This is a genomic window from Actinosynnema sp. NPDC053489 (assembly GCF_044544865.1).
Taxonomy (GTDB): domain Bacteria; phylum Actinomycetota; class Actinomycetes; order Mycobacteriales; family Pseudonocardiaceae; genus Actinosynnema.
Window position 1 is genome coordinate 383,830 of sequence record NZ_JBITXT010000004.1, and the last position, 13,102, is coordinate 396,931.

The following is a 13,102-nucleotide window of genomic DNA, read 5'->3' on the forward strand; positions in this document are numbered from 1 at the left end:
GGATCGACGATGACCCTGCCCCGGCACCCCGGCTTACCGGTGCACGACCACATCACCGACGCGCTCAAGGCGCCCTCGCTCGTCCGCCTCGCGCCGAACGTCGTGCTGATCCGGTTCGAAACGCTCAAGGTGTACGCCGCGCTGGGCGCGGTGCGCCACCTCCTCGACACCGGAGTGGTCCACAGAGGACAGACGTTGGTGGACAGCTCCAGCGGCATCTACGCGCTCGCGCTGGCGATGGCCTGCCACCGGCACGGGTTGCGCTGCCACATCGTCGCCTCCACGACGGTGGACGACACGATCCGCGCGCAGTTGGAGATCCTGGGCGTCACGGTGGACCAGATGCCGCCGTCGGACGACCTGCGGTTGGACCAGAACCGCCGGGTCGCCAAGGTCCGCGAGCTGCTGGCGCGCGATCCCGACCTGCACTGGATGCGCCAGTACCACGACCCCGTGCACCACCTGGGGTACGCCGAGCTGGCCGACCTCCTCCGGCGCGCCCTGCCGGCCGAACCGTTGACGGTCGTGGGCAGCGTCGGCACCGGGGCGTCCAGCGGTGGCCTCACCCGCGCGTTGCGCGAGCACGACCCGGCGGTGCGGTTGGTGGGCGTGCAGCCGTTCGGCAGCGTCACGTTCGGCAGCGAGCGGTTCACCGACCCGGACGCCATCATCGCGGGCATCGGCAGCGCGATCCCGTTCGGCAACGTCCACCACGAGCTGTACGACCGGGTGCACTGGCTGGACTTCCAGCACGCCATGGCCGCCACCATCGGTCTGATGCGCGACCACGCCGTGTTCGCCGGGCTGTCCACCGGGGCCGCGCACCTCGCCGCGCGCTGGGAGGCCGGACGCGACCCCGCCCGCACGCACGTGGTGATCGGCGCGGACACCGGACACCGGTACGCGGCGCGCGTGTTCACCCGCCACCGCGAGGCCCTCGACCCGGCGTCGCTGATGCCGGTGGAGATCGCCTCGCTGGACGACCTCACCCCGCCGTGGGCCGCGATGGAGTGGGCCCGCCGGGCGCACGGCCCGCTCGTGCCCGCGCAGGAACGCCGGAAGGACCCCGTGCCGTGACCGTCGTGCTGCTGGAAGCCCTCACCTTCGGCCTCGGCCGGCTCGCCGACGCCGCCGAGGGCGCGGGTCACGACCTGTGCCTGCTCACCGGGGACCGGTCGATCTACGCGCACGAGCTGGCGGTCTCGGGCCCGGGGCGGGTGCGCGTCCTCGACGTCGACACCACCGACGTCACGGCGTGCGAGGCCGCCCTGCGGGCGGTGCCCGACGTGGCGGGGTTGATCAGCTCGACCGACACGTGGGCCGTGCCGGGCGCGGAGCTGGCTCGCCGCCTCGGCCTGCCGGGCCCGTCGGTGGAGGCGGTGCGCGTGCTGCGGGACAAGGGCGCGGTGCGGGCGTTGCTGCACGAGCACGGGCTCAGCCGGGGCGGCCCGGTCGACCCGGTGTCGGCCGACGGGTTCCCGCTGGTGGTCAAGGACTCGGCGGGCACGTCGTCGCGCGCGGTCTGGCTGGTCCGCGACCGGGCCGAGCTGGAGGCCGCCCTGCGGGAAGCCGAACGCGCACCGCTGAAGGGCAGGCTGATCGCGGAGCCGTACTTCGCCGGTCCGCTCTACAGCGCCGAGACGGTCACGTGGGCCGGGCGCACGCGGCTGCTGGGCGTGCTGAGCCGCCAGCTCTCCCCCGAGCCGGTGCGACGGGAGGAGGCGGCGGCGTTCCCGGTCGCGTTCCCCGCGGCCGACCTCGCCGAGCTGGAGCGGTGGATCGGGCGGGTGCTGGCGGTCGCCGGGCACGGGCGGGGGTTCGCGCACACCGAGTTCGTGCTGACCGCGGACGGGCCCGAGGTGGTCGAGGTCAACGCGCGGATCGGTGGCGCGCTGGTGGGCGAGGCGCTGTGCCGGTCGCTGGGCACCAACGTCTACGAGTCGATGGTCGCGATGGCCCTGGACGTCGAACCGCCGCTGCTGACCGAGCCGCTGAAGCCCGGGACCGGAGTGGCGTTCGTGCTGTCCTACCCCGCCAAGCCCGGAGTCCTGACCGGCTGGGCGGGACTGGACCGGTTGGCGGGCCTGCCGGGCGACCCCCGGTGGTACCCGACGGCGAGCCCGGGCGACGTGCTGGAGCACCTGACCGACCAACGGTCCTGCACGGGCATCGTGCTGACCGAGGCCCCCACCGCCGAGCTGGCCCTGCACCGCGCCCTGGCCGCGGCGGGCGGCATCACCCCGCTGGTCACGTGACCCGGCCCGCCCGCCGGTGGCCGGCCACCCGGCGCCGCGCGGCACCCCGGCACCGATCCCGCCTCGCCGCACGCTCCTCAAGCCGCACGGCGGTGCCCCACCGGCCGCAACCCGCCCACAGCCGCTCAGGCCGCGCGGTGGTGGCCGGCGGGGCGCAGGCCGCCCCCGCGCCGCTTGTCCGCCTGAGGCGGGCGGTCGTCGGTGGGGCGGTCGTGGTGGTCCGGGCGGCCCCGGTCGTGCTCGGCCGGGGTGCCCGGGGTCGGTTGGTCGCGGTGGGCCCGGCGGACCAGGCACAGCAGGGCCAGGCCCGCCGCCAGCGGCAGGTGGGACAGCACGCGCGTCGCCGTGGCGGTTCCCGTGACCAGGTCGTGCGCCGAGAACGCGGCCAGCACCGCGACGAACCCGCCCAGCGTCGGCACCAGGCCGGCCGCCCGGTCGGCGTGCACGGCGGCCGCCAGGAGGCCCACGCCCAGCGCCAGGTTCCACGCCGCGCCCTCGTTGAACAGGTGCCCGGCGATCCCGTGCGCCGGCGGCGAGGTCGCGCCCGACAGCAACTGGGCCAACCCCAGCCACAGCTGCACGATCGCCACCGCGGCCAGCGCCAGGCGCGGTGCCAGGGCGACGTGGCGCGGCGGGGCGTCCGCCAGCACCGCGGCGACCAGGTCCGGGGCGGGCTCGACCGGGCGCACGCGGATCGCCCTGGTCAGCGCCTGCGCGCCGACGAGCCACGTCGAGCAGTCCGCGCACTGGCCGAGGTGCCCGTCCACCTCGGCGGCGGTTCCCGGTTCCGCTTCGCCGTCGAGGCGGGCGGACAACGCTTCGCGGCAGGTTCGGCAGTCCACGTCCCAGTAGTCGCTCCATTCGGCGCACGAGTTCCCGACACCGCGTGGTTACGATTCGGAGTCGTGAGCTTCCCCAACGTGATCAACCCCGACGACGAGGTGACGCGCTGGGCGTTGCGGGCGCGGTCCGGCGACCGGGACGCGCTGGAGCGGTTCGTGCGGGCCACGCAGCGGGACGTGTGGCGGTTCGTCGCCCACCTCGCCGACGTCGACGTGGCCGACGACCTCGCGCAGGAGACCTACGCCCGCGCCCTGGGGAGCCTGCGCCGGTTCGCCGGGCGTTCGTCGGCGCGCACCTGGCTGCTGTCGATCGCCCGCCGGGTGGTGGTCGACCAGGTCCGCCTGGCGCGGTCACGACCTCGGCTCTCCCCCGGCGCGGACTGGCGGCGCGAGGCCGACCGCCGTCCCGTCGACTCCGGCTTCGAGGGCGTCGTCGAGCTGAACCTGCTGCTGGACGGGCTGGACGAGGACCGCCGCGAGGCCCTCGTGCTCACCCAGGTGCTCGGCCTGTCCTACGCCGAGGCGGCCGAGGTCGCGGGCTGCCCGATCGGCACGATCCGGTCCCGGGTCGCCCGGGCGCGCGAGGACCTGGTGCGGGCGACGGGCCGGTCCGGCGCCACCGAGGCCGGCTGACTGCGCGTGCACCCCGACGTCCGGCCCGCCGGCGGCCTGCTGCGCAGCGCGGCGTTCCTGCGCCTGTGGACCGGGACCACCGCGTCCGGCCTGGCGACGTGGGCGTTGCCGTTCGTGCTCGGGTTCGCCGTGCTGGAGCGGTCGATGAGCGCCGTCGCGCTGGGTGTCGTGCTGGCCGCGCGCACGGCCGGGTTCCTCGTCGCGGTGCCGGTGGCCGGGGTGCTGGCCGACCGGCACCCGCGCCGCCGGGTGGTGCTGTGGGCGGGGCTGGTCGCGGCGCTCGCCACGCCGTTGATCGCCGTCGGGCTGGGGCGCTCGGTCGTGCTCATGGCCGTGGCGGCGGCCGTCGTCGGAGCCGGGCAGGGCGCGTGCCGCCCGGCCTTCCAGGCGCTCGCGGCGGAGGTGGTGCCCGAGGGGCGGCGACGGCGGGCGAACGCGGCGATGACGTTGGCGGTGCGGGTGACCACGCTGGTCGCGCCGAGCGCGACGGCGTTGTTGGCGCTGGTGGTCGACACGTCCGCGCTGGTCGTCGGCACGGCGGTGCTGTGGGCGGTGGCGGCGCTGCTCCCGCCCGCGGGCGTCGACCGGGTCGTCCCCGCGGCACGGCGGCGGTTCACCGCCGAGTTCCTGGACGGCGTCCGCGAGGCCCGCGGGCACCCGTGGTTCGTCGCCGGGCTCGGCGCGCTGACCGCCGTGATCGCCACGGGCTACTCCGCGACCGGCGTGGTGCTGCCGCTGGTGAGCCGGGACCGCTACGGCACGGGCGCCGTGCTCGCCGCCGCGACGACCGCGTACGCGGTGGGCGCGCTGGTCGGCGCGGTGGTCGCCGCGCGGCACGACCCCCGGGCGCAGGGCTGGACCGCGCTGGCCGGGTTGGCCTGCTACGGGTTCGTGCCGCTGGGCCTGCTGCTCCCCGTGCCCGCGGTGGTGGTCGTCGCCGCCTACGCGGTGGCGGGCGCGGGGATCGAGCTGTTCAACGTGCCCTGGTTCACGGCCACGCAGCGCGAGGTCGAGCCGGGGATGCTCGCCCGGGTGTCCTCGTTGGACTTCCTGCTCTCCTACGGGCTGGCGCCGGTCGGCCTGGCCGTGATCGCGCCCGCGATCGACGGGTTCGGCGCGGGCCCGGTCCTCGCGGTGTGCGCGGTGGTCTGCTTCGCCGCGCCCGCCGCCGCGGCGCTGGTGCCGTCCTCACGCGACTTCCGGTGAGCGCGGCACCGGTCAGAGCGTGATGACCACCTTCACGTCGTCGGACCGGCCGGTGAACGCGTCGGCGAACGAGTCCAGCGGCACGCGCCGGCTGATCAGGCCCTCCAGCCACGCCCGGTCGGCGCGGGCGAGCGCGTCGGCGGCCTGGCGGAAGTGGCGCAGGTTGGCGTTGACGGAGCCGATCACGGCGTCGTTCTCCAGCACCATCTCGCGGTTGGCGCCCGCGACGTCGACCACGATGCCGTGCCCCGCCGACGCGATCCCGGTCAGGCACACCACGCCGAACGGCGCGGTGTTGCGCATGGCCGCGAAGACGACGCTGCCCACGCCGGTCGCCTCGATCACGACGTCCGGCTGCAACCGGCCGGCCACCTCGTCCACGTCGCCGTGGTGGTAGGTCGCGCCCAGCCGCCGCACGAGGTCCGGCTTCGGGCCGTCCTCCACGACGTCCAGCACGTGCACGTCCAGCCCCTGCTGCACGCCGATCATCGCGCCGAGCAGCCCGATCGGGCCGGCACCGGTCACCAGGGCCACCTTCGGGTCGTACCACGCCCGCTCGCCCACCCGCCGGACCTGCTCCCACGCCTTGGCGACCACGGACGTCGGTTCCATCAGGACGCCGACGTCGGTCAGCCCGGGGTCCAGCGCCACCGCGTAGTCGGTCTCGACGCACCACCGCTCGGCCGCGTACCCGTCGAGCCCCTTGATCCCGCGCTCGGTGTAGTCGCCGGTGCGGCAGTTGTCGAACTCGTCGTGCGCGCACGCCCCGCACGGTTCCGGGCAGGGCCGCCGCACGACGCCCACGACGAGGTCGCCGGCCGTGAACCCGCTGCCCTCCGGCGCGGTCAGCACCCGGCCGAGGGACTCGTGGCCCAGCACGAGCCGGTCGTGGCCGGGCGGCGCCTGGCCGTACTCGGCCTGGGCGATCTCCCGGTCCGTGCCGCAGACGCCGACGGCGAGCCCCTCGACCAGCAGTTCGGCGGGCCCGGGTTCGGGGTCGGGCAGCTCGGTGACCTCCAACGAGTCGGCGGTGCCGGGGTTGATCGTGAGCGCGCGCATGGGCCGGGACTACCCCCGTACGCCCTCGCACATGCGGGTGTCCCCCGGTGGGATGGGCGTTGTTTGCCGGTCGTGGCGGGTGGCACCCGTGGTGGAGCCCGAACGGCGGGCCGAGCACCGCGGGAGGAGGACGATGACCGAGAGCGGCTGGGCCTACGACGGCGCGCCGGTCACACTGTCACCCGGCACCGTGACGCTCGTCCACGGCACGTCCTTCTGCGTGTGCGGCAGCGACGGCGACGTGGACGGCGCGGCCGCTCAGGGCGTGTTCTTCCAGGACACCCGGATCGTGTCCGCTTGGGCGCTGCGACTGGACGGCGCACCGGTCGAGCACATCACCACGGTCACGCGCGACCCGTTCCGGATGACGTTCGTCGGGCGCGGCCGGTCCCGCGCGCACTCCCCGGAGAGCACCTTGCTGGTCCGGCGCGAGCGGTACGTCGGCGCGGGCATGCGCGAGGACATCACGCTGCGCAACTTCGGCCTGGAGAGCGTCGCGCACGTGGTCACGGTGCACGTCGACGCCGACTTCGCCGACCTGTTCGAGGTGAAGGAGGGTCGCGTCCGCCAACGCGGGAGCAGCGAGTCCGACGCCGAGCCGGAGGGACTTCTCCTGACCCGCGTGCTCGACGGCCACAGCCGGGGCGTGCGCGTGCTGGCCGACGGCGCCGACTACTCGACGTCCGCCCTCACCTTCCGCGTTGTCGTCCCGCCCAAGGGCGAGTGGAACACACGCGTGACCGTTCAGCCGATCGTGGACGGCCGGGCGATCGAGCCGATGTTCCCGCCGGAGCGGCCGATCGACGAGTCCGTGCCGGCGGTGCGCTCGCACCGGTGGCGCCGGGCGGCGCCCGTCCTCCGGCGCTCGGGCAGGCAGTCGCTGGCCGCCACGTTGCTGCGCAGCAGGCAGGACCTGGGCGCGCTGCGGATCTTCGACCCCGACCACCCCTCCGACACCGCGGTCGCCGCCGGTGCGCCCTGGTTCATGACGCTGTTCGGCCGCGACTCGATCCTGGCCTCGTTGATGGCCCTGCCCATCGACCCCAACCTGGCCCTGGGGACGATGCGCACCCTCGCGCACCACCAGGGCACGCGGGTCGAGCCGAACAGCGAGGAGGAGCCGGGGCGCATCCTGCACGAGATGCGGTTCGGCGCGGACGCCTCGCTGGCGCTGGGCGGCGGCAACGTCTACTACGGCACCGCGGACGCCACCCCGCTGTTCGTGATGCTCCTCGGTGAGCTGTCGCGCTGGGGCATCGACCGGGAGCAGGTCGCGGCGATGGTCCCGCACGCCGACCGGGCGCTGGAGTGGGTCGAGCGCTACGGCGACCGCGACGGCGACGGCTTCGTGGAGTACCAGCGCGCGACCGGGCGCGGGTTGGTCAACCAGGGGTGGAAGGACTCCTGGGACGGGGTGAACTTCGCCGACGGCCGCATCGCGCGCGGCCCGATCGCGCTGTGCGAGGTGCAGGGGTACGTCTACAACGCCTACCTGGCCCGGGCCTGCGTGTGCGAGGACTTCGGCGACCTGGCCGGCGCCCGGCGGTGGCGGGAACGGGCCGCCGAGCTGAAGCAGCGGTTCAACGAGCGCTTCTGGCTGCCCGACCGCGGTTACTTCGCCGTGGCCCTGGACGGTGGGAAGCGGCCCGTGGACGCGCTCACGTCGAACGTCGGGCACTGCCTGTGGAGCGGGATCGTGGACGAGGACAAGGCGGAACGGGTCGCGGAGGCGCTGCTGTCGCCGGAGATGTTCACCGGGTGGGGCGTGCGGACGCTGGCGTCCGGGATGGGCGCGTACAACCCGATGAGCTACCACAACGGGTCGGTGTGGCCGCACGACAACGCGCTCGTCGTGCACGGGCTCATGCGGTACGGCTTCGTCGAGCACGCGCAGCGCGTGGCGGTGGCCGTGCTGGAGGCGGCCGAGGCATTCGGCGGCAGGTTGCCCGAGCTGCTGTGCGGCTTCGACCGCGCCGAGTACCCCGACCCCATCCCCTACCCGACGTCGTGCTCGCCGCAGGCGTGGGCGTCGGCCACGCCGGTGCACCTGCTGCGCGTGCTGCTGCGGATCGAGCCGTACGCGCCCCGCCGCAAGGTGTGGCTGGCTCCCGCGCTGCCCGAGTCGTTCGAGCCGCTGGCGCTGGACGGCGTGCCGATGCTCGGCGCCCGGGTCGGCCTGGAGGTCGACGGGGCCGAGGTCCGGATCACCGGGCTGCCCGACGACGTCGAGCTGGTCCGCAGCCCCGTCGGGGTGCACCCCGGCCTGGACCGGAGGTGAACCGGAGTGCGACCGCTGCGCATCGCCATGATCGCCCCGCCCTGGTTCGAGGTGCCGCCGCGGGCTTACGGCGGCATCGAGTCGATGTGCGCCGACCTGGTGGACGGGCTGGTCGCGCGGGGGAACCACGTGGTCCTCGTCGGCGTCGGGCGCAACGGGACCTCGGCCGAGTTCCGGTCCACCGCGGAAGGGCCCTGCCCGGACCGGTTGGGGCAGGGCGTGCCGGACGTCCTGCACGCCGCCGCGCTGCCCGCCATCCTGGACGACCTGGAGGTGGACGTCGTCCACGACCACAGCTTCGCCGGCCCGCTGCTGGCGCGCGGTCGGGCCGAACCCACGGTGGTCACCGCGCACGGGTCGGTCGTCGGCGAGCCCGGCCGCTACTACCGCCTGCTGGACGGCAGCGTCCACCTCGTGGCGATCTCCGAGGCGCAACGCCGGATCGCCCCCGACCTGGGCTGGGTGGCGACCGTCCACAACGCCGTCGACGTCGACCTGTTCCCGTTCCGGCGGGACAAGGAGGACTTCGCGCTGTTCCTCGGGCGGTCCGCGCCGTACAAGGGCATACCCGAGGCGGTCGCCGCGGCCGAGGAGGCCGGTGTCCCCCTGCGCATCGCGGCCAAGTGCCGCCAGCCGGAGGAGAAGGAGTTCTTCGAGCGCGAGGTCGTGCCGCTGCTGGACCGGCCCGGCGTCGAGTGGCTCGGTGAGGTGGGCCGCGAGGAGAAGCTGGAACTGCTGGCGGCGGCCCGGTGCCTGCTGTTCCCGATCAGCTGGGACGAACCGTTCGGCATGGTGATGGTGGAGGCGATGGCGTGCGGCACGCCGGTGGTGGCGACGCGGCGCGGGTCGGTACCGGAGATCGTCGCGGACGGCGAGACCGGTTACCTCTGCGACGGCCACGAGTCACTGGTGGAGGCGCTGCACCGGGTGGGCGAGCTGTCGCCGGACCGGTGCCGCGACGAGGTCACGCGCCGGTTCCACGTCGATCTGATGGCGGCACGGTACGAGGAGGTCTACCGCGCCGCCATCGCCCGGTCCGCGCAGCGCCACCCGTTTGCGGGAGCCAAGGCCGCCGCTCGCTGAACCACGGCAGGACCGCCCGTCCACCGCGACAACCCGGGCTTGAGCCACATCGGCTCAACTTCGGGAACACCGCGACGCTCAAGGTCGTTGTACCGGGTGAGCCACGAGACGAAGTGCTCCAGCGCCGCACGACGTGATCGCCGACGAAGTCGTGGCCGAGGCGTACCGCCGTCACCGGCGAGTGACCCGAGAGGACGTCTGATGACCGCAATGCTGCCGGCCCGCGAGCCGGCGACCGTGCCGACCCCGCCCACCGGGTGGCCCATCGGCTCCTACGCCACCTACACCGAGGCCCAGCGCGCCGTGGACCACCTGGCCGACCAGGAGTTCCCGGTGCAGGACGTCACGATCGTCGGCGTGAACCCGATGGTCGTCGAACGGGTGACCGCCCGGCTGACCTGGGGTCGCGTGCTGGCCGGCGGCGCGGCGTCGGGCGCCTGGTTCGGGCTCTTCGTCGGGCTGCTGCTGGGCATGTTCGGCACCGGCCCGCTGCCGATCGCGATCCTGACCGGCCTGATCACCGGCGTGGGCTTCGGCATGGCGTTCGCCGCCGCGGGCTACGCCTCGATGCGCGGCAGGCGGGACTTCGCGTCCACCACGCAGCTCGTGGCGGGCCGCTACGACGTGCTGTGCGAACCGCGCACCGCCGAGAAGGGCCGCGACCTGCTCGCGCGGCTGGCGATGGGCGGATCGCGGGTGGCGTGACCGCCGGGGACGGACCCGGGCGCGGGCGGCGACGCCCGCGCCCCCTCAGTCCTCGAGCCAGTTGTACTTGCGCGCCATCCCGACGAGGCCCTGGCGCACGTTGAGGATCTGCTCGGCCGTCATCCCCGGCGCGGCGGCCAGCAGCGTCTCGGTGACCTCCTGCAGGAACCGCCTCGTGCTGACGACCTCGCAGAACATGTCGTTGCCGTTGACGTCGTCGCCGGAGTGGTAGGTCGGGGACGAGCCCGACCGCGACGACGCCTCCCGCACCAGGCTCACCCGGGACGCCTTCGGCCCCCGGTCCCCCATCTCCACCAGGAACTCGACCAGCGCGCCCGGCGCCATCAGCCGCTTGTCGAAGTCGATGTCGTTGACGTGGATGAACACGTCCTCGCCGCCCTCCTCGGGCGACACGAACCCGTACCCGCGCACGTCGTCGAACCGGACGACCTTGCCCTTCACCACCACCGCTACCCCTCACCAGCACAGCACGCGCCACGCCCCGTGGCGACGTCCCCACGATCCTATGCCGGCGCGCGCCGCGCGACCCGTGGCGGCTTACGTCCTTCAGGCGACGCTGCGGTGTCAGAACTTCACAAGTCATCCGGCAAAGTGGACAATCCTTCGCCAGTAGCCGCACGGCGACACCGGAGGAGCTGCCATGCCCGGACCACGGTCGTTCGCGCTCGTCCTGGCCGCCGCCGCGCTCGTCGCGGTCCCCGCCGCGGACCTGGCCGCACCGGCGTCCGCCGTGGCCGACGACGCCCTCGCCCGGGACCTCGACGCGATCATCGGGAACCCGGCCCTCGCCGGCGCGGACGTCGGGCTCGTCGTGCGCCGGGCGGACACCGGCGCCGTGCTGTTCTCCCGAGACGGCGGCGAGCGCGGCCAGCCCGCGTCCAACGGCAAGCTGCTCAGCTCCGCCGCCGCGCTCGACGTCCTCGGGCCGGACTTCCGGTTCCGCACGACCGCCGCCGCGACCGGTCAGGTGCGCGCCGGGGTGCTGGCCGGCGACCTGCACCTGCGCGGCACGGGCGACCCGACCATGCTCGCCGCCGACTACGACGCGCTGGCCGCGCAGGTCGCCGCGAGCGGTGTCCGGATCGTGCGCGGCAGGCTCGTCGCCGACGACACGTGGTTCGATTCCGTGCGCCTGGGCACCGGCTGGGCGTGGGACGACGAGCCGTACTACTACAACGCGCAGATCTCCGCGCTCACGGTCTCACCGGACACCGACTACGACGCCGGCTCCGTCATCGTCCGGGTCGCGCCCGCCGCCGCGGGCCAACCGGCCGTCGTCACCACCGACCCGCCCACGGACTACGTCACGATCGCCACCACCGCGGTCACCGGCGTGCCCGGCTCGGCGGCGGACGTGTCCGTGGAACGGCAGCACGGGACCAACGTCATCACCGTGCGCGGCAGCGTCCCGGCCGGTGGCGCGGTCGTGCGCGAGTGGAGCACGGTCTGGGAGCCGACCGGCCTGGTGGCGTCCCTGTTCGAGGACGCGCTCGCCCGGCACGGCGTGCGCGTGGTCGGCGGCACGGCCACCGGCGCGACCCCCGCCGACGCCGCGGTCCTCGGCGAGCACCTGTCGATGCCGCTGTCCCGGCTGATGGTGCCGTTCCTCAAGCTCAGCAACAACATGCACGCCGAGATCCTGGTGAAGACCGTCGGCAGGGCCGCGTCCGGCGAGGGCAGCTGGGACGCGGGCCTGCGCGCGATGACCGCGAAGCTGGCCGAGTGGGGCGTCGACCCGACCGCGTTGTCGCTGCGGGACGGGTCGGGGCTGTCCCGGATGGACCAGGTGTCGCCGGACCAGCTCGCGACGCTGCTGCTCGCGGCCAGGCGCGAGCCGTGGTTCCCCGCCTGGTTCGACGCGCTGCCCGTGGCGGGCCGCGGCGACCGGATGGTCGGCGGCACGCTGCGCAACCGGATGCGCGGCACGCCCGCCGAGGGCAACGTGCGGGCGAAGACCGGCACGTTGACCGGCGTGAGCGCCCTCTCGGGCTACGTGACGACCGCCGACGGCACGCCCCTGGTGTTCGCGATGATCAGCAACGACACCCTCACCTCGGCCAAGCCGTTCGAGGACGCCGTCGCGGTCCGCCTGGCCGGTCACCGCGCCGGCGCCACCCCGCCCGCCGCGCGGGTCGCCCCGGAGCCGGCCGCCGACCCGCGCCTGGAGTGCAGCTGGGTCAAGACCTGCTGACCCCGGCCCCGGTCCCGGGGTCCGGCCAGGGCCGGGACCGGGGTCGTCCCGGATCTTGACCGGGGCGCCGGTCGGCAGGCTGTGCGGCATGACGAGAACCCCCCTCCGCACCGCCGTCGCCGCCCTGGCGGGTGCGGCCCTGACCGGAGCAGCGCTGATCGGGGTGGTCGCCGCGGCGCCGGGACAAGCCTCCGCCGAGACCGTCCCCGCGTTCGACTTCTCCGACTGCCCCGCGATCCCCGCCGGCGCCGACCCCGCCGAGTGGCGCTGCGAGGTGCTGCTGTCGAGCGGCACGATGCGGATCGGCGACTCGGGCGAGCTGGACGCCGGCGCGATGCGGCTGACGTTCGCCGAGGGGCGGCTCGACGGCCGGTACGCCCAGGTCTTCGGGGCGCTGCGCGCCGAACCGACCCCCGTGCCGGGCGGGCTGCTCGGCGGACCCGGCCGCCACCCGCTGCTGCGCACCGACCTGCGCGTCGAGTACGCCGGGTTCGCCGACTTCCTCTCCGACGGCGACCGGATGGGCGTGCAGCACCTCCGGCTGCGCGTCGGGAACCGCCTGCTGCCCGACACGTGCCTGATCGGCGACGAGCACGACCCGATCGTGTTCCGGCCCGTCCGCACCAGCGGCCCGGACCGCGTCTCCGCGAACCCGCCGGTGGTCCGGTTCACCATCGAGGACACCACCTTCGCCGTGCCCGGCGCACGGGGTTGCGGCGCGGTGGACCGGCTGGTGGACAGGCGGTTCGGCCTGCCCTCCCCCGCCGGCGCGAACTCCCTGCGGCTGACCGCGCTCGTGGGGATCAAGGGCTACGCCGGGTCGTGACGG

Annotated in this window: 12 protein-coding genes; 9 read left to right on the forward strand and 3 right to left on the reverse strand. The window is 74.8% G+C overall.

All coding sequences use genetic code 11. The annotated features are described in order from the left end of the window. Positions 1 to 9 precede the first annotated feature (9 nt). Together ACIGNX_RS11530 and ACIGNX_RS11535 are read left to right on the forward strand one after the other, a co-directional pair. Positions 10 to 1,077: a pyridoxal-phosphate dependent enzyme gene (locus ACIGNX_RS11530; protein WP_396538861.1), complete on the forward strand. Its 1,068-nt coding sequence runs from the start codon at positions 10 to 12 to the stop codon at positions 1,075 to 1,077. After that, a complete protein-coding gene (locus ACIGNX_RS11535) occupies positions 1,074 to 2,255 on the forward strand; it encodes an ATP-grasp domain-containing protein (RefSeq protein ID WP_396538863.1) in 1,182 nt (393 codons plus the stop codon). Before ACIGNX_RS11530 ends, ACIGNX_RS11535 begins: the two co-directional genes overlap by 4 nt. 125 nt (positions 2,256 to 2,380) lie before the next feature. On the opposite strand, the gene ACIGNX_RS11540 is transcribed toward ACIGNX_RS11535, so the two are convergent. Further along, entirely contained in the window at positions 2,381 to 3,097 is a 717-nt protein-coding gene (locus tag ACIGNX_RS11540; protein WP_396538865.1) for a zf-HC2 domain-containing protein, read from the reverse strand. A 63-nt stretch (positions 3,098 to 3,160) separates the two neighbouring features. Between ACIGNX_RS11540 and ACIGNX_RS11545 the strand changes: the two genes are divergently transcribed. Then, positions 3,161 to 3,730, forward strand: coding sequence for a sigma-70 family RNA polymerase sigma factor (locus tag ACIGNX_RS11545; protein WP_396538867.1), 570 nt, complete (start codon positions 3,161 to 3,163; stop codon positions 3,728 to 3,730). Positions 3,731 to 3,766: 36 nt separating this feature from the next. Then, the gene (locus ACIGNX_RS11550) at positions 3,767 to 4,936 is read left to right on the forward strand and encodes an MFS transporter (protein WP_396539195.1); all 1,170 of its coding nucleotides are present in this window, start codon (positions 3,767 to 3,769) and stop codon (positions 4,934 to 4,936) included. A 12-nt stretch (positions 4,937 to 4,948) separates the two neighbouring features. Here ACIGNX_RS11550 and ACIGNX_RS11555 read toward each other — a convergent pair whose 3' ends face one another. Then, entirely contained in the window at positions 4,949 to 5,995 is a 1,047-nt protein-coding gene (locus ACIGNX_RS11555; RefSeq protein ID WP_396538869.1) for a glucose 1-dehydrogenase, read from the reverse strand. Between the two features lie 133 nt (positions 5,996 to 6,128). On the opposite strand from ACIGNX_RS11555, the gene ACIGNX_RS11560 reads away from it, so the two are divergent. The 3 genes from ACIGNX_RS11560 (at position 6,129) to ACIGNX_RS11570 (ending at position 10,061) form a co-directional block, all read left to right on the forward strand. Continuing rightward, a complete protein-coding gene (locus ACIGNX_RS11560) occupies positions 6,129 to 8,273 on the forward strand; it encodes a glycogen debranching N-terminal domain-containing protein (protein WP_396538871.1) in 2,145 nt (714 codons plus the stop codon). A gap of 6 nt (positions 8,274 to 8,279) precedes the next feature. Beyond that, on the forward strand, positions 8,280 to 9,356 hold the full coding sequence (locus tag ACIGNX_RS11565; protein WP_396538873.1) for a glycosyltransferase family 4 protein: 1,077 nt from the start codon (positions 8,280 to 8,282) through the stop codon (positions 9,354 to 9,356). Between the two features lie 201 nt (positions 9,357 to 9,557). Continuing rightward, positions 9,558 to 10,061, forward strand: a complete 504-nt coding sequence (locus ACIGNX_RS11570) for a general stress protein (protein WP_396538875.1) — start codon at positions 9,558 to 9,560, stop codon at positions 10,059 to 10,061. Between the two features lie 45 nt (positions 10,062 to 10,106). On the opposite strand, the gene ACIGNX_RS11575 is transcribed toward ACIGNX_RS11570, so the two are convergent. Then, positions 10,107 to 10,526, reverse strand: coding sequence for a cold-shock protein (locus tag ACIGNX_RS11575; RefSeq protein ID WP_396538877.1), 420 nt, complete (start codon positions 10,524 to 10,526; stop codon positions 10,107 to 10,109). Between the two features lie 196 nt (positions 10,527 to 10,722). Between ACIGNX_RS11575 and dacB the strand changes: the two genes are divergently transcribed. After that, positions 10,723 to 12,273, forward strand: coding sequence for a D-alanyl-D-alanine carboxypeptidase/D-alanyl-D-alanine-endopeptidase (gene dacB / locus ACIGNX_RS11580; protein ID WP_396538879.1), 1,551 nt, complete (start codon positions 10,723 to 10,725; stop codon positions 12,271 to 12,273). An 88-nt stretch (positions 12,274 to 12,361) separates the two neighbouring features. Next, complete coding sequence (locus tag ACIGNX_RS11585; RefSeq protein ID WP_396538881.1) at positions 12,362 to 13,099, forward strand: hypothetical protein; 738 nt, start codon at positions 12,362 to 12,364, stop codon at positions 13,097 to 13,099. Positions 13,100 to 13,102 lie beyond the last annotated feature (3 nt).